Origin of the sequence: Xanthobacter flavus (genome assembly GCF_017875275.1) — a bacterium.
GTDB lineage: Bacteria > Pseudomonadota > Alphaproteobacteria > Rhizobiales > Xanthobacteraceae > Xanthobacter > Xanthobacter flavus_A.
This window is the reverse complement of the sequence record NZ_JAGGML010000001.1, coordinates 4,988,809-5,003,706: the sequence shown is the minus strand read 5'-3', so window position 1 is coordinate 5,003,706 and position 14,898 is coordinate 4,988,809. Positions and strand designations below refer to the sequence as shown.

Sequence of the window (14,898 nt, the reverse complement as noted above, 5' to 3'; positions counted from 1 at the left end):
CACTGCGGGCACGCGCCCGAAGTGCAGAGGCTTCAACTGGGGAATGCTAGCGGCAGCGTGTCACGACCTTGGCGGCGCGGGGCCTGAACCCAGGGGCCGCCCGAGACCTTCGAGGATGTCCGGTGTCCCCGCCGGATCCTTGAAGCCGAAGCATCAGCGACGTTAGCTCAAATTTCGGGCAGACAACACAGATCAAATGGCCAGTCCGCCCAATTCCAACGCAATCATCCCATCTGTGACGTTCGCGCAACAGTATCGGGGGCGGGCCGGTACCGGGTTGCGGACGGCGCATCGGGAGGCAGTAGACATCCGATCGTGGCCGACGGAATGTGTTGCGCTGCTTCGGATTCGGTTTCTTCTCCCGAATTCCGGGCTTCAACGAATCCGGGCTGACCCAAGGTGAGCACGCCGCCATGCTCGATATCCACTACCGTGAATACAAGATTTTGCTCCGGCCGCAGCAATTCTACTCGCCCAAGCGCTTCGAGGACTATTGGAACGAGGTGAAGACGGTCGCCAAGAAGCACGGCGTCGGCGTCGTCACCAACAAGGATGCATTTCAACGGCAGGTCCGGGAAGTCCTGTTCTATGACACGCCGGATTTCGACCTCTACCGAAACTCGTTCATCCTGCGCAAGCGCACCTTCTACGATGATGGCTGGCCGCGCCCGGAGCACGAGCTTGCCTTGAAATTCCGCAGCCCGGACCAGGCCAAGGCCACCGGGATGGACATGGCGCCGCGCATCACGGGCGCGGTACAGGTGAAGTTCAAGGAAGAGCTGCTGCCGCTCAAGGAGGAGATCGGCGGCATCCGCTCGCTCTATTCGCACAATTGCATCATCACCTCGCTGGGCGTGGTGCTGAACCCGGCGCTGAAGAACATTATCACCGTCTTCCCCTGCATGACGGCGGTGGATGCCGACGGCGATTGCTCCGTCGACCTCGTGAACAGCATGGCGGTCGAAGAGATCCAGGTCGATCCCGGGCATTTCGATTTCGGCCATGGCTATGAGGCGAAGGCCACCATCGCCATCTGGCGCAACCGGGCGTCGGAGCAGTCCCTGGTGGGGGAATTCGCCTTCCAGGCGAAGTTCGATCACTACAGCGACATCAACGAGAAGGCGAAGCGCCTTTCGGAAGAGTTCTTCCGCGATGTCCAGAACATGGCGCCGGAATGGGTGCAGCTCGGCACCACCAAGACCGCGATGGTCTATGGCATCGGCGCCAAGGACGTCGCCCACTCCGAGTAGACCTACGGCGGGCAGCCCACGGCCCGCCCCTCTCCCTTCCGGCGGAAATCCATGAGCGCCATCAAGCCGCCCCTCCCCTCCCCCTCGCCCGAAGTGGGCGCCGCCGGCGAGACCCCGGTGTCGCTGCTGGAGATCTTCATCACCTTTCTCATCATCGGCGGCATCAGCTTCGGCGGCGGCGTGGTGGCCTACCTGCGCAATGCGCTGGTGGTGCAGAAGGCATGGCTGGATGAAGAGGAATTCCTCACCGCCCTGGAGATTTCCCAGGCCCTGCCCGGCCTCAACGCCACCAACATGAGCGTCATCGTCGGCGACCGCCTGCGCGGTCCGGTCGGGGCGATCGTCGGCTTTCTCGGAATGACCCTGCCGGGCGGCCTGCTCGTCTTCGTGCTCGGCATCGTCTACGTGTCGAACCACGGCAACCCCACCATGCACAGCATCCTCGCCGGCATCGGCGCGGCGGCTGTGGGCCTGCTTGCGGCGGTGACAGTGCAGATCGGCCACAAGCAGCTGGAGCACCTGCGCGAGATCCTGCTCATTCTCATCACGGTGGTGATGGTGAGCTTCCTCCACGTCTCGCTGGTGCTGGTGCTGCTGACCGTGCTGCCACTCGCCCTCTTCATCTACCGTCCGGGCCGCGGGGAGGCCGGCGAGCCATGAACAATCCGCACACCGATCTCAGCGTCCTCGGCGTCTTTTCGCTCCTGTCGCTCCTTGCCATCGGCGGCGGAACGGCGGTGCTGCCGGAGATGAAGGAACTCACCATCAACGCCCACCACTGGCTCACCGACAGCCAGTTCCGCGACATCTACAGCCTCGGGCAGGTGGCGCCGGGGCCGAACATGCTGATGGTCATCGTCATCGGCTACCACGTCGCCGGCACGCCGGGAGCGCTCCTCGCCTTCGGCGGCTTCTTCCTGCCGGCATCGGTCCTGGCGCTTGGCTCCTCGCGGCTGTGGAACCATTTCGATGGCTCGCCCTGGCGGCTCGCCCTGCAACTGGCGCTGGCGCCCATCGTCGTGGGGCTGATGGCGGCGGGAACCGTCGCCGTGGCGAAGACCGCCATAACCGGCACGGAGACGACGCTGATCGCGATCGCCGTGTTCGTCCTCGTCTATTTCGGACCGAAGATCACCGGGGCCAAGATCAACCCCGCCTTCTACATCTTCGCGGGAGGCCTGCTGGGCTACCTGACCCTGAACTAGGGCGGACCGCTCCCAATTTGAACGGTGGGTCTATTTGGCGGGAAACATGGGGTGGGCGATCCGGTCGCCTGCCTTCAGCCCGAGCCGGCGCGCCTCGCCGCCGCCGATCTCCAGCACCGCGCGCACCGGCTCGCCGGAGGAAATGGTCTGGGTGGAGAGCGGCGTCGTCATCGCGGCGATGCGGGCGATGCTGCCGTCCGCGCGGATGAACACCATGTCCAGCGGAATGAGGGTGTTCTTCATCCACATGTAGACCGGCTGGTCCACCTTGAAGTCGAACAGCATGCCGCCCCGCTCGGGCAGCGACTTGCGGCACATGAGGCCCTGGGTGCGCTGCTCGTTGGTGCGCGCCACTTCCACCTGGAAGGCGAGCACGCCCTTGGCGGTCGCGATCTCCAGCGGGTCCAGCACCGGATTGGGATCGACCTTGATCTGCGCGCATTCGGCCTCGGCCGCACTTGCGACGGCAGGCACCCCGGCGAGCGGAAGCGCAAACGCGAGTGTGGCCGCAAGGGCGGCCCGCGACAGAATCTGGCTCATCAATTGTTCCCGCTGGGGCCGCTGTCGGCCTTCACTTCCGCGGCCATGAGGCCCTTGGAGCCATCGCCGTAGCGCACCAGCACGCTCTGGCCGGGGCGCAGCTCCGTGAGGCCGTGGCGGCGCAGGGTTTCCATATGCACGAAAATGTCGGGCGTGCCGTCGCCCTGGGTGAGGAAGCCGAAGCCCCGCAGCCGGTTGAACCATTTCACCGTGGCGCGCTCGAAACCCGTGGTGGGCTCCACCACGTCGCGCGTGCGGGGGGCGGCCGGCGCGGTGTGGACGGCGGTCGACAGATCGAGCGAGAGCACGCGAAAGGCCTGGCGCCCCTTGGCGCGCTGGATGGCCTCGCACACCACGCGCGCGCCCTCCATGGCGGTCTGGAAGCCGTCGCGGCGCAGGCAGGTCACATGAACGAGGACGTCGGGGCCACCGTCGTCCGGCACGATGAACCCGTAGCCTTTCGACGCGTCGAACCATTTGATGGAGCCGATGACCTCGACGAGCCCGGCCGGCTCCTCGGTCCCGTCCTCCGAGCCGGCGGTCCGTGGCCCCAGCCCCAGTGCGTCAGACCCCATGACCACCCCGAAACTACGCGCGGCGGCGCACACGTTGCCGCGGAGATGGTAGGATAGCAACTGAATGGCGCAACGCCCACCCTCTTCGCGCGCCTTCATCACCCATCGTCGGCGAAGGATGCGAGCACGGCGCCGATCTCGTCCCGGACCACCAGATCGGCCATGTCGTCGAACTCGGTGGGCTCGCGGTTAAGGATGATCAGCCTCGCCCCCTTCTGGCGCGCCTTGAGCGGAAATCCCGCCGCCGGAAACACCACCAGCGACGAGCCGATGACGATGAACAGGTCACTCGCCTTGGTCAGCGCGTCCGCCCGCGCCATCTCGCGCTCGGGCATGGCCTGGCCGAAGGAGATGGTGGCCGCCTTCACCGGCCCGTCACAGGCCGGGCAATCGGGTGCGACGCCCCCGGCGGCATCGAAGCGCGCCTTCACCCAGGCGAGTTCGTAGCGCGTGCCGCAATCGAGGCAGGTGGCATAGGTGCCGTTGCCGTGCAGTTCCACCAGCGCGTCATCCGGCACCCCGGACGCCTGGTGCAGGCCGTCGATGTTCTGGGTGATGACGCCGGCGAGCCGTCCGCGCCCCAGAAGCCGGGCGAGCGCCCTGTGGCCCCGGCCGGGACGCGCGCCGGCGAACGCCTCCTCCATGGCGAACTTGCGCCGCCACGCCTCGTTGCGCGCGGCCTTGTGGGCGACGAACACGTCGAAGGGAATCGGCTTGTTCTGCGTCCACAATCCACCGGGGGAGCGGAAGTCGGGAATGCCGCATTCGGTGGAGATGCCCGCTCCGGTAAAGGCGACCGCGCGCGCCGACCCGTCCAGAAGTTCGCGGAGGCGCTGCTGCGCCCCCTTGAGATCGCCTTCATAGATCATACGTCACCTGCTACTTCACTCCGGCCGGCCCGCCGGCCTGCGCCCCTCATACGGACGAGATCCCCGATGCGCTTCCTGCACACCATGGTCCGCGTGACCGACATCGACCAGTCGCTGGACTTCTACTGCAACAAGCTGGGGCTCAAGGAGGTGCGCCGCAAGGAGGTGCCGCAGGGTCGCTACACCCTCGTCTTCCTCGCCCCTCCCGGCCAGGAGAACGTGGCCGAGATCGAGCTGACCTACAATTGGGACAAGGAGCCCTATGGCGAGGGCCGCAACTTCGGCCATCTCGCCTTCGAGGTGGACGACATCTACGGCCTGTGCGAGCGCCTGATGGCCTCCGGCGTCACCATCAACCGCCCGCCCCGCGACGGCTACATGGCCTTCGTGCGCTCTCCCGACAACGTCTCCGTCGAGCTGCTGCAGAAGGGCGGCCCCAAGCCCCCGGCCGAGCCCTGGGCTTCCATGCCCAACACCGGCAAATGGTGAGTTTCTCACTCTCGCCGGGTGAGCGTCCGCGTCTCCCGCGCGCGTCCATTTGACCGGGGACCCTCCCGCTATTGACGCGCCGGTCCCGTTGGAAGCCCTGTCATCCGGCTGTTGCCCGATCCCCGCAGCGCCTTTCGCCCACAAGGCGGGGGCGCGCGGCTTTGGATAATTCTCCCACAGGCTTGCAGCCAAGGCGCCCGCCCCCTATAAGGACGCCCTCTCCGGCGGCTCAAAACCCCGGAGCGGCCGCGCGCCCTTCGTCTATCGGTTAGGACGCCACCCTTTCACGGTGGAGAGAGGGGTTCGACTCCCCTAGGGCGCGCCAGCATCATCGTGCCAATCTGCTCACAATAGCCGCTGTCACACCTTCACCCGAAACGGCGTGAAGTCCGTGCCCACGTCATAGACGTCCACCCCCTCCCGCCGTTTCATGAAGCCAACGATCTTGTAGGTGACGGGGGTGAGCAGCGCCTCCCAGCCCACCTTGAGCAGGTAGTTCGAGACCATCACCGTCAGCACGAGATGGGTGTCCCACACGCCGAGGAAGGCGAGCGGGTAGAAGATGAGGCTGTCCACGGCTTGCCCGACGATGGTGGAGCCGATGGTGCGGGTCCACAGCATCCGGCCGCCGGTGAGCACCTTCATCCAGGCCAGCACGAAGGCGTTGGCGAACTCGCCGCACCAGAAGGCAAGGATGGAGGCGAAGAAGATGCGGGGCGTCTGGCCGAACACGCTGGCGATGGCGTCCTGCCCCGTCCAGCCCGGCGCGGGCGGGATGGCGACGATGATGGCGGTCATCAGCGCGGCATAGACGGAGGCGGCGAAGCCCACCCACACGATGCGCCGCGCGCGGGCATAGCCATAGACCTCGGTCAGCACGTCGCCGAGCACGTAGGACAAGGGAAAGAACAGCACCGCCGAGCCGAACACGAACGGCCCGATCACCGGCAGCTCGATCACCGAGACCTTGGCGGCGCCGACGAGGTTCGAGCAGATCAGGATGACCGCGAAGGCCACCATGCAGTAATCGTAATAATGCAGGCGCCGGCCCTCGAGGGCGCGCGCCTCCACCGGCGTGATGCCTGCGCGTGTCTCGACGCCACCGACGGCGAAAGGGGTCTGGTCGGGAAGCATTTGGGGGCAGCCTCTATGCTGCGCCGCATTAGACCCCAAAGCGCGCCCCAAGCCCAGCTTGCGCTACGGAAAGCCGGAGCGAGATCAGCGCGAGAAGGTCGCCACCAGCTCCACATGGGCCGAATAGCGGAACTGGTCCACCGGCACCACGCCCTCCAGTCTCATGCCGCCCGCGACGAGCAGCGCCGCATCGCGGGCGAAGGTGGCGGCGTTGCAGGAGACATAGACGAGGCGCGGAAGCCGCGAGACCGCAAGCTCGCGCGCCTGCGCCTCCGCGCCTTGGCGCGGCGGGTCGATTACCACGGCATCAAAGGCGGTAAGCTCAGCCGCCATCAGCGGCCGGCGGAACAGGTCCCGCGCCTCGCCCTCCACCGACTTCAGCCCCGGCGTGTGGCCGGCCTTGAGCAAAGCGGCGAGCGCGCCGGCATGGCTCTCGGCCGCGAACACGCGCGCCGTCTCGGCGAGGCGCAGCGCGAAGGTGCCGACACCGGCGAACAGGTCCGCCACCTTGCGGGCGCCGGCCATGCCCGCCGCCACCCGTTCCGCCAGCACCCGCTCGCCCTCCGCCGTCGCCTGGAGGAAGGCGGCCGGCGGCAGCTCCACCCGCGCCCGGCCCATGGCGAGGCGGGGCGGCTCGCGCTGGATGACGAGTTCGCCGTGCCTCGTGAGGCGCGCGAGCCGGAAGCGGTCGGCGATCACCGCGAGGTCAGTGAGGAGCGCGGGTGGCAGCGGGCCGGAGCCGCGCACGTCCATGTCGAGGCCGGTGTCCGTGGCGATGATCTGGAGGTCCAGCGGCTTCTTCAGCGGTGCCAGCGCCTCCGCCACCGCGCGGGCGGCGGGCAGCGCCTGGTCGAGGCTCGGCGCCAGGACGGGACACGCATCGATCGCGACCATGGCGTGGGACTTGCGCTCGGCGAATCCCACCACAGTGCGCGCGCCATATTGGCGGGCGTGGAAAATCACCCGGCGGCGCCCCGGCCCGTGGGCGTCGATGGTTTGGGCAACCTCCCCCGCAATGCCTTCGCGGGCGAGCGCATCCACCACCAGCTGCCGCTTCCAGGCGAGATAGGGCGCACGCTCCCAATGCTGGAGCAGGCAGCCGCCGCAGCGGCCGAAATGGGGGCATTCGGGGGCCACCCGCTCGACGCTCGGCTCGACGATGGCATCGAGGCGGATGCGCTCGCCCTCCACCTCCCCACGCACCAGTTCCCCGGCGAGGGTCAGCGGCGCGAACAGCGGGCCGGCGGGCCCGCGCGCGATACCATCGCCCTGCGCGCCCATGCGCTCGATGCGGAACTCGGTCACGGTCGGATCGCCCCCACGAGATATTCCTGATTGCCGTCGCCACCGGCGATGGGAGACGGGATGCGGCCGACGATGCGCCAACCGAGCGACGCGATTTCCGCCTCCACCTTGGCGCACACCTCGTCCCGCACCGCCGCGTCGCGCACCACGCCCTTGCGCACGAAGGCGCGTCCCGCCTCGAACTGCGGCTTCACCAGCGCGACGAGCCGCGCCGCCGGGGCCGCGAGCGCGAGCGCGGCCGGCAGCACCAGCGCGAGCGGAATGAAGCTGACGTCGATGACGATGAGATCGAAGCCGCCCGGCACAAGCGCGGGGTCGAAGGCGCGGATATCCGTCTCCTCGAACAGGCGCACGCGGGGATCGTCCCGGAGGCGGGCGTGGAACTGGTCCCGCCCCACATCCACCGCATGGACGCGGCGCGCGCCCCGGCGCAGCAGCACCTCGGTGAAGCCGCCGGTGGAGGAGCCGACATCCAGCGCCTCGGCGCCGGTGGCATCTATCGCGAAGGCGTCGAGGCCCGCCGCGAGCTTGAGGGCGCCCCGCGACACATAATCGTGTACGTCCTCGGCCTCGATGGATGCGCCGAGGTCCACCTCGGCGGATGCCTTGAGCACCACGGTCCCATCGACCTTGACCAGACCGGCCGCAAGCGCGGCCTGCGCGCGGGCGCGGCTGTCGAACAGGCCGCGCTCGACCAGCAACCGGTCCAGCCGCATGCGCCGGGCGGTGTCCTGTCGGCCCTCGGGGGCGGGATGCGAATGAGATTTCAACATTTTTTGCCGCGCGGCTCCCTGCCCGATGTCGCGGGCGGCCGGGGGCCGTGATATGCGATGACTTCGGGGGAAGCAAACACCAGTCGGCAGTTGCGAATCGCAGATCGGAGGCGTGTCCGCCGGTCACCGCGCCTGTCGACCATGCGGCGAGGGGCAGACCCGGTGGCGAAGGGCGGATGGTTCTACGGCCGGTGCGCGATCCTGATGGTCGCCGCGGCGTGCGTGCTCGCACCGGGTCTAGGCGAGGCTGCTCCCAAATCGACCGGCAAGTCCGGGGGGAAATCGGACTCGAAGAAGGCCGAGACCAAAACCGATCCCCGCGTCTGGATGATCGTCAAGGTCGACGACACCTATGTGCTGCGCTTCGGCCTTCCGAAGGTCGCTGATCCGGTGTTCGCCGTGTCCTGCCAGCCGGGCGCGCAGCTCATCCAGTTCACCGCGGAAGTCCCGGCCGGCAAGGTGAAGGCCGGCGACGGCGTGGCACTCACCCTCGCCGCTGGCAAGCGGCGCCTTGAGCTGGCGGCGTCGGCGTTTCGGGGTGCGTCCGAGGGCAAGGTGGTGGTGGAGGCGGCGGTCGCGCTCGACGGCCGCGTCCTGGACCTGTTCTCGGATGCGGACAATCTCATCGTGCGCCTGCCCGGGGCCACCGAGACCTATCCGCTTGCCGGCGCCAAGGCCAAGCTGCCGGACTTCCGCCGCGCCTGCCTGACCACCATGCCGGCCCCGGCCGACCGCCGGTAACTTAGCGGCTGGGAGGCATCTTTCCCTTTTGGGACGAGCCGGTATGATCCGCCGCCGCAAAAGGGACCCTGATATGCTTCGTACAGCTCTCGCCGCTGCCGCCGTTTTGATCTGCGCCGCTGTGCCCGCCACCGCGCAGGAAAAAATGACCTGGCACATCCAGGACGGCGACGATACCGCCGCTCTGGTGTTCGGCGTGCCGGACAGCGACAAGGCCGCCATCTTCTTCCTGTGCCACAAGGATGCGCCGGGCCTCACGGTTCAGTCCATGATCGGCTCCAAGGACCTGACGCGCGGCGCCCAGACCGCCATCGTGCTGACCGCCGGCAGCGTGAAGAAGAGCTTCCCCGGCAAGGCGGTGGCGATGGAGGAAGGCGACGCGGTGAATGTCGAGGCGTCGGCCCAGATGACGGACCTCAAGGCACTGGCGAAGGCCTCCGGCAACCTCACCATCGAGGTAAAGGGCGCCAAGCAGGCCGTCGCTCTCTCCGGCATTGGTCCTGCGGTCACCAAGTTTGAGACCGCCTGCAAGCCCAAGACCTGAAAGCCCAAGACCTGAGGACAGATCCGCCCGCCGGTGGCCGTTGTCGGCGACCGGTCAGGCGGCGCCCGTCATTCCCCCGGCCTTCTCGATGAAGGCCGCGACGACCTCCACGCCCACCCCATTGCGGATGGAGGAGAACACGTAAGGCCGCCCCGCCCGCATGCGGATGGTGTCCGCCTCCATCACCGCGAGGTCGGCGCCGACCATGGGCGCAAGATCGGTCTTGTTGACCACCAGCAGGTCCGACCGGGTGATGCCGGGCCCGCCCTTGCGCGGGATCTTCTCTCCCCCCGCCACGTCGATGACGTAGATGGTGATGTCCGCCAGCTCGGGCGAGAAGGTGGCCGCGAGATTGTCGCCGCCGGATTCGATCAGCACCAGATCGAGATTGGGGAAGCGGGCGTTCATGTCCGCGACCGCGCGCAGGTTGATGGACGCATCCTCGCGGATCGCCGTGTGCGGGCAGCCCCCGGTCTCGACGCCCAGGATGCGCTCGGGCGGCAGAGCGCCGGCGACCGTCAAAAGGCGCGCGTCCTCCTTGGTGTAGATGTCGTTGGTGATGGCGCAGAGGTCGTAGCGGTCGCGGAAGGCCTTGCAAAGCGCCTCCATCAGCGCAGTCTTGCCGGAGCCGACCGGACCGCCGACACCGACACGCAGGGGATTCTTGCCGGAACTCATGAGCGGAACAGCCTCGTATATTGGGTTTCGTGGCGAAAGCTGCCGAGATCGGCACGGAAGGTGGCGCTGCCGAGATCATCCAGCGTGAGGGCGGGAATGTCCGCCGCGAGCGCGCGGACGGTCGGGGCGAGGCCGGCGACGACACGGGTGCCGGCCGTCTGGCCCACGGGCGCGAGACGGATGCCGGACGATACCAGCGCCTGCACCAGCCCCAGCAGGAAGCCCTCCAGCGTCGGCGCGAGCGGAATACCATGCGCCCCCGCCGCCAGCCCCACCGCGACGGGATAGGCCACCTCCCCGGAGAGGGCGCCGGCTGCTGTTTCCAGCGCAGGCGAAGGCCAGGCCGCTCGCACGGCATCGAGGAAGGACCGGCCCTGCTGGCAGGTTTCCAGCCGCAGCTCGGCGGAGGGCGCAAGGCAGACCGCCAGCGCGTTCACCTCGGCGAGCGCCGCCCAGTCGCCTCCCACCGCCGCACGCCAGGCATGGGCCAGAAGGATGCCGTCGGACCGCCCGAAGCCGATGCGCATGAGGTCCGATACTTGCGCGGCGAGGCTCGCTTCGTCCCGCACGTCGCCGGCCTCCACCGCCCATTCCAAGGCGTGGGAATAGGCATAGGCCCCCACCGGGAACGACGGCGACAGCCACGCGAAGAGCGGAAGCAGATCGGGCGGGTCAGCCATGCTTGTGGTCATGCCCGCAGCCGGGGCCGTGGACATGACCTTCGGCGTGGTCGTGGGAATGGTCATGTCCGTGCTCATGGCCGTGATGGGCATCGCCATGATGGGAATGTTCGTGGTGTGCGTGATCGTGGCCGCATCCACACGCGTCGTCGTGAGCATGGTCATGATGCTCATGACCATGGTGTTCGTGCGCGTGGTGCTCGTGCCCATGAGACTCATGCGCGTGACCATGCCCGCCATGGGCCTCGGCGGCCTCGTAAGCCCCCTTCTCCGGGCGGAACGGGCGCGTCACCTTGGTGACGCCGGCACCGAGGCCGCGAACCATCTCCGTGAGCACATGGTCATCCACGAAATAGACGGCGGTCTCGGTGATCTCCGCCGGCACATGCCGGTTCCCGAGGTGCCACGCCACCTTCATCAGCCGCAGCGGATTGGCGGTGGTGACCTCCACCAGTTCCTCGGGCGCCGCCTTGACGCGAACGAGGCGCCCGTCCTCCAGCTTCACCGCGTCGCCGTCGTCCAGCACCGTCGCCTTGTCGAGGTCGAGCAGGAACGAAAGGCCGCCGTCTGCCGTGAAGGCGAAGCGGCGGCGGTGGCGCGCGTGGTGATCGAGGGTGATCTCGTCCGCCACCTTTTCCGGGCGGACGGCGGGACGGCGGACGACGGTGGTGGCGCGGATCATCGGGTTACTCCGGTACAGCCACCCGAGCGCCCTGCCCCACCGCCTTCGCGGGTTCCGGCTGCGCTCAGGTGGCGCTGTCCTGCCGATTCTGGTTGGTCTCGAACAGGAACCACAGGCGCTTCTCGGCCTCGTCCACATATTCTTCCAGCAGGCTGGCGGTGGCAATGTCCTCCGCCTCGTCGCAGATCTCGTGGGCCTCGCGCATGGTCTTGATGGCCGCCTTGTTGTCGGCGATCAGCTCCGCGAACATGGCCTCGGGCGAGACGTAGGGCTCGTTGTTCTCCTTGAGGCCGGTGAGCTTCAGGATCTCGCCATAGGAATGCACTGTGCGGCAGCCGATCTTGCGCACGCGCTCGGCCAGCGGATCGATGGTGGCCTGGATGGTATCGGCCTGCTCGTCCAGCAGCAGGTGATAGTCGCGGAAGTGCTTGCCGCTGACGTGCCAGTGGAAATTCTTGGTCTTCAGGTAGAGCACGAAGCTGTCGGCCAGAACGCGGTTGATGGCGTCCGCCACCTTCTGCGCCTTGGCGCTGTCGAGGTCGGTTGGGGTGGCGAGGGCAGAGGTCTTCGCCGGCTTCTTGGACAATGAACGAACGACGGCCATGGGTGTGGCTCCTGAAAGGAAGCGTTGCAACACCCGCTGCAACGAGGAACCACGGCAAAGGTTCCGCCGTGCCGGCGCGATATTCGCTCAAAACAGGAAGTAACGCTGCGCCATGGGCAGAACCTCCGCCGGCTCGCACACCAGCAGTTCACCGTCCGCGCGCACGTCGTAGGTCTCGGGATCGACCTCGATATGGGGGGTCGCGTCGTTGTTGATCATGCTCTTCTTGGAGATGCCGGAGCGGGTATTCTCCACCGCCACCAGCTCCTTGGCGATGCCGAGCCGGCCGGCGAGGCCGTCCTCGATGGCCACCTTCGAGACGAAGGTGAGCGAGGTGTGCGTCCGCGCCCGGCCATAAGCGCCGAACATGGGGCGGTAATGCACCGGCTGGGGCGTGGGGATGGAGGCGTTGGGATCGCCCATCTGCGCGATGGCGATGGCGCCGCCCTTGATGACGAGGTCCGGCTTCACGCCGAAGAAGGCCGGCGTCCACAGCACGAGATCGGCGAGCTTGCCGGCTTCCACCGAACCGATATGCCGCGACATGCCGTGGGCGATGGCCGGGTTGATCGTGTATTTCGCGATGTAGCGACGGGCGCGGATGTTGTCGCTGTCGGTCTCGCCGGGCAGCGGGCCGCGCTGGCGCTTCATCTTGTCCGCCGTCTGCCAGGTGCGGATGATGACCTCGCCCACCCGACCCATGGCCTGACTATCGGAACTCATCATCGAGAGCGCGCCGATGTCGTGGAGGATGTCCTCCGCGGCGATGGTCTCCTTGCGGATGCGGCTTTCCGCGAACGCCAGGTCCTCGGCGATGTCGGGGTCGAGGTGGTGGCACACCATGAGCATGTCGAGATGCTCGTCGATGGTGTTGCGGGTGTAGGGGCGCGTCGGGTTGGTGGAGGAGGGCAGCACGTTCGGCAGCCCCGCCACCTTGATGATATCAGGCGCATGTCCCCCGCCCGCCCCTTCGGTGTGGAAGGCATGGATGGTGCGGCCCTTGAAGGCGGCGATGGTGTCTTCGACGAAGCCCGACTCGTTCAGCGTGTCCGAATGGATCATCACCTGAACGTCGAGCGCGTCGGCCACGGTGAGGCAGCAGTCGATGGCGGCGGGCGTGGTGCCCCAGTCCTCGTGCAGCTTGAGGGCGGCGGCCCCGGCCAGCACCATTTCCTCCAGCGCGCCGGGCAGGGAGGCGTTGCCCTTGCCGGCGAAGGCGAGGTTCATGGGGAAGGCGTCCGCCGCCTCGATCATACGCGCGATGTGCCATGGCCCCGGCGTGCAGGTGGTGGCGAAGGTGCCGGTCGCCGGCCCGGTACCGCCGCCGAGCATGGTGGTAACGCCGGAAGCCAGCGCCTCCTCGATCTGCTGCGGGCAGATGAAATGGATATGGCTGTCGAAGCCGCCGGCGGTGAGGATCTTGCCCTCACCGGCGATGATCTCCGTGCCCGGACCGATGATGATGTCCACCCCGTTTTGAACGTCCGGATTGCCCGCCTTGCCGATGCGCGCGATGCGGCCGTTCTTCAGGCCCACGTCCGCCTTCACCACCCCCCAGTGGTCGAGGATGACGGCATTGGTGATGACCGTGTCCATCGCCCCATCGGCGTTCGTCACCTGCGACTGGCCCATGCCGTCCCGGATCACCTTGCCGCCGCCGAACTTCACCTCCTCGCCATGGACGGTGAAATCCTTCTCGATCTCGATCACGAGCGATGTATCGGCAAGGCGCACCCGGTCGCCCGTGGTGGGGCCGAACATATGGGCATAGGCGGCGCGGGGCATGCGGCCGGTGGTCATGGTCTCGCTCCTGAAATCTCGCGCATGCGGGTCGGGGGATTACTTGCTGGCGCCGTCGTGTTCGATGGGATGAAGGCTCTTGAGGTCCACGCCGTCGAGGCAGCGCGCATTCACCGCCACCGTCTCCGTCCCGTCGGGCGCCGTGCCGCGGGCGAAGGATTCGATGCCGCAGGTGGTGCAGAACAGGTGATGGACCTTGCCGGTGTTGAAGAGATATTCTGTGGTCTTGCCTTCCCCCGACGTCAGCGAGAAGGCACTGGCCGGCGCAAAAGCGAGGATGCCGCCGATCCGCCGGCAGCGTGAGCAGTTGCACGTCACCGTGCGGTCGAGATCCACATCAACCTCGTAGCGCACGGCGCCGCACTGGCAGCCGCCGGAATAGTGCTGGACCGCCATATCAGAGCCCACCCTGTATGGCCGCGCGGAAGCCATAGACCTCGCGCTTGCCGCCGAACGGCACCAGCGTCACATCCCGCGTCGCGCCGGGCTCGAAGCGCACGGCCGTGCCGGGGGCGATGTCGAGGCGCATGCCGCGCGCCTTGTCGCGGTCGAAGTCCAGCGCGGGGTTGGTCTCGAAGAAATGGTAGTGGCTGCCCACCTGGATCGGCCGGTCGCCGGTGTTGGCGACGGTGAGATGCACTCGCTCGGCGCCCTCGTTGAAATGGATGTCGCCTTCCTGCGGCAGCAGTTCGCCGGGCACCGTCTCGGACGGCGTGCCGCGGATGGGATGGTGGACAGTGACGAGCTTGGTGCCGTCCGGAAAGGTCGCCTCCACCTGGATGTCGTGGATCATCTCCGCGATACCCTCCATCACCTGATCGGAGGTCAGTACCTTGGCGCCGGCCTCCATCAGATCGGCGACGGTGCGCCCGTCGCGCGCGCCCTCCACCACGAAGTCGGTGATGAGGGCGACCGCCTCCGGATGGTTCAGCTTCACGCCGCGCGCGAGGCGCTTGCGCGCCACCTCGGCGGCCATGGCGACCAGGAGCTTGTCCTTCTCGCGCGGCGTCAGCAGCACGGCATCTCTCC

Annotated in this window: 19 protein-coding genes and 1 tRNA gene; 7 read left to right on the top strand and 13 right to left on the bottom strand. The window is 67.6% G+C overall.

All coding sequences use genetic code 11. The annotated features are described in order from the left end of the window. The first annotated feature begins 413 nt into the window (after window positions 1–413). The 3 genes from J2126_RS23480 to J2126_RS23470 are packed head-to-tail and all read left to right on the top strand — an operon-like array spanning window position 414 to window position 2,455. Window positions 414–1,250: a hypothetical protein gene (locus tag J2126_RS23480; RefSeq protein ID WP_209489187.1), complete on the top strand. Its 837-nt coding sequence runs from the start codon at window positions 414–416 to the stop codon at window positions 1,248–1,250. Window positions 1,251–1,301: 51 nt separating this feature from the next. Continuing rightward, complete coding sequence (locus J2126_RS23475; RefSeq protein ID WP_209489186.1) at window positions 1,302–1,910, top strand: chromate transporter; 609 nt, start codon at window positions 1,302–1,304, stop codon at window positions 1,908–1,910. Then, complete coding sequence (locus J2126_RS23470) at window positions 1,907–2,455, top strand: chromate transporter (protein WP_209489185.1); 549 nt, start codon at window positions 1,907–1,909, stop codon at window positions 2,453–2,455. Before J2126_RS23475 ends, J2126_RS23470 begins: the two co-directional genes overlap by 4 nt. 30 nt (window positions 2,456–2,485) lie before the next feature. Here J2126_RS23470 and J2126_RS23465 read toward each other — a convergent pair whose 3' ends face one another. The 3 genes from J2126_RS23465 to J2126_RS23455 form a co-directional block, all read right to left on the bottom strand. Further along, the gene (locus tag J2126_RS23465) at window positions 2,486–2,995 is read right to left on the bottom strand and encodes a DUF192 domain-containing protein (RefSeq protein ID WP_209489184.1); all 510 of its coding nucleotides are present in this window, start codon (window positions 2,993–2,995) and stop codon (window positions 2,486–2,488) included. Continuing rightward, window positions 2,995–3,570: a cold-shock protein gene (locus J2126_RS23460; RefSeq protein WP_245327539.1), complete on the bottom strand. Its 576-nt coding sequence runs from the start codon at window positions 3,568–3,570 to the stop codon at window positions 2,995–2,997. Before J2126_RS23460 ends, J2126_RS23465 begins: the two co-directional genes overlap by 1 nt. Window positions 3,571–3,668: 98 nt before the next feature. After that, on the bottom strand, window positions 3,669–4,439 hold the full coding sequence (locus tag J2126_RS23455; RefSeq protein WP_209489183.1) for an SIR2 family NAD-dependent protein deacylase: 771 nt from the start codon (window positions 4,437–4,439) through the stop codon (window positions 3,669–3,671). Window positions 4,440–4,505: 66 nt separating this feature from the next. Between J2126_RS23455 and J2126_RS23450 the strand changes: the two genes are divergently transcribed. Both J2126_RS23450 and J2126_RS23445 read left to right on the top strand, forming a co-directional pair. Then, complete coding sequence (locus J2126_RS23450; RefSeq protein ID WP_209489182.1) at window positions 4,506–4,928, top strand: VOC family protein; 423 nt, start codon at window positions 4,506–4,508, stop codon at window positions 4,926–4,928. Window positions 4,929–5,178: 250 nt separating this feature from the next. After that, window positions 5,179–5,253, top strand: a tRNA-Glu gene (locus tag J2126_RS23445). Between the two features lie 35 nt (window positions 5,254–5,288). On the opposite strand, the gene J2126_RS23440 is transcribed toward J2126_RS23445, so the two are convergent. From J2126_RS23440 to J2126_RS23430, 3 genes are all read right to left on the bottom strand, one after another. After that, on the bottom strand, window positions 5,289–6,062 hold the full coding sequence (locus J2126_RS23440; RefSeq protein WP_209489181.1) for a queuosine precursor transporter: 774 nt from the start codon (window positions 6,060–6,062) through the stop codon (window positions 5,289–5,291). Between the two features lie 84 nt (window positions 6,063–6,146). Continuing rightward, window positions 6,147–7,367 (bottom strand): class I SAM-dependent RNA methyltransferase, encoded by a 1,221-nt coding sequence (locus J2126_RS23435; protein ID WP_348634370.1) that lies wholly within the window; start codon window positions 7,365–7,367, stop codon window positions 6,147–6,149. Then, window positions 7,364–8,083, bottom strand: a complete 720-nt coding sequence (locus J2126_RS23430) for a TlyA family RNA methyltransferase (protein ID WP_245327538.1) — start codon at window positions 8,081–8,083, stop codon at window positions 7,364–7,366. The genes J2126_RS23435 and J2126_RS23430 overlap by 4 nt, the downstream gene beginning before the upstream one ends. A gap of 219 nt (window positions 8,084–8,302) precedes the next feature. Between J2126_RS23430 and J2126_RS23425 the strand changes: the two genes are divergently transcribed. Continuing rightward, window positions 8,303–8,881, top strand: a complete 579-nt coding sequence (locus J2126_RS23425; protein ID WP_209489179.1) for a hypothetical protein — start codon at window positions 8,303–8,305, stop codon at window positions 8,879–8,881. Window positions 8,882–8,954: 73 nt separating this feature from the next. Beyond that, window positions 8,955–9,425: a hypothetical protein gene (locus J2126_RS23420; RefSeq protein WP_209489178.1), complete on the top strand. Its 471-nt coding sequence runs from the start codon at window positions 8,955–8,957 to the stop codon at window positions 9,423–9,425. 54 nt (window positions 9,426–9,479) lie between these two features. Here J2126_RS23420 and ureG read toward each other — a convergent pair whose 3' ends face one another. The 7 genes from ureG to J2126_RS23385 all read right to left on the bottom strand — a co-directional run bounded on the left by ureG (window position 9,480) and on the right by J2126_RS23385 (window position 14,887). Beyond that, a complete protein-coding gene (ureG, locus tag J2126_RS23415) occupies window positions 9,480–10,103 on the bottom strand; it encodes an urease accessory protein UreG (protein ID WP_209489177.1) in 624 nt (207 codons plus the stop codon). Further along, entirely contained in the window at window positions 10,100–10,819 is a 720-nt protein-coding gene (locus J2126_RS23410) for an urease accessory protein UreF (RefSeq protein ID WP_209490517.1), read from the bottom strand. The genes ureG and J2126_RS23410 overlap by 4 nt, the downstream gene beginning before the upstream one ends. Continuing rightward, window positions 10,776–11,465: an urease accessory protein UreE gene (locus J2126_RS23405; protein ID WP_209489176.1), complete on the bottom strand. Its 690-nt coding sequence runs from the start codon at window positions 11,463–11,465 to the stop codon at window positions 10,776–10,778. The genes J2126_RS23410 and J2126_RS23405 overlap by 44 nt, the downstream gene beginning before the upstream one ends. Window positions 11,466–11,529: 64 nt before the next feature. Further along, a complete protein-coding gene (locus J2126_RS23400) occupies window positions 11,530–12,069 on the bottom strand; it encodes a Dps family protein (RefSeq protein WP_197024034.1) in 540 nt (179 codons plus the stop codon). An 87-nt stretch (window positions 12,070–12,156) separates the two neighbouring features. Beyond that, window positions 12,157–13,869 carry an urease subunit alpha gene (gene ureC, locus J2126_RS23395; RefSeq protein ID WP_209489175.1) on the bottom strand — a complete coding sequence of 571 codons (1,713 nt, stop codon included), beginning with the start codon at window positions 13,867–13,869 and terminating at the stop codon, window positions 12,157–12,159. A 39-nt stretch (window positions 13,870–13,908) separates the two neighbouring features. Further along, window positions 13,909–14,265 (bottom strand): GFA family protein, encoded by a 357-nt coding sequence (locus J2126_RS23390; protein WP_209489174.1) that lies wholly within the window; start codon window positions 14,263–14,265, stop codon window positions 13,909–13,911. Window position 14,266: 1 nt separating this feature from the next. Next, complete coding sequence (locus tag J2126_RS23385; protein WP_209489173.1) at window positions 14,267–14,887, bottom strand: urease subunit gamma; 621 nt, start codon at window positions 14,885–14,887, stop codon at window positions 14,267–14,269. Window positions 14,888–14,898: the final 11 nt, after the last annotated feature.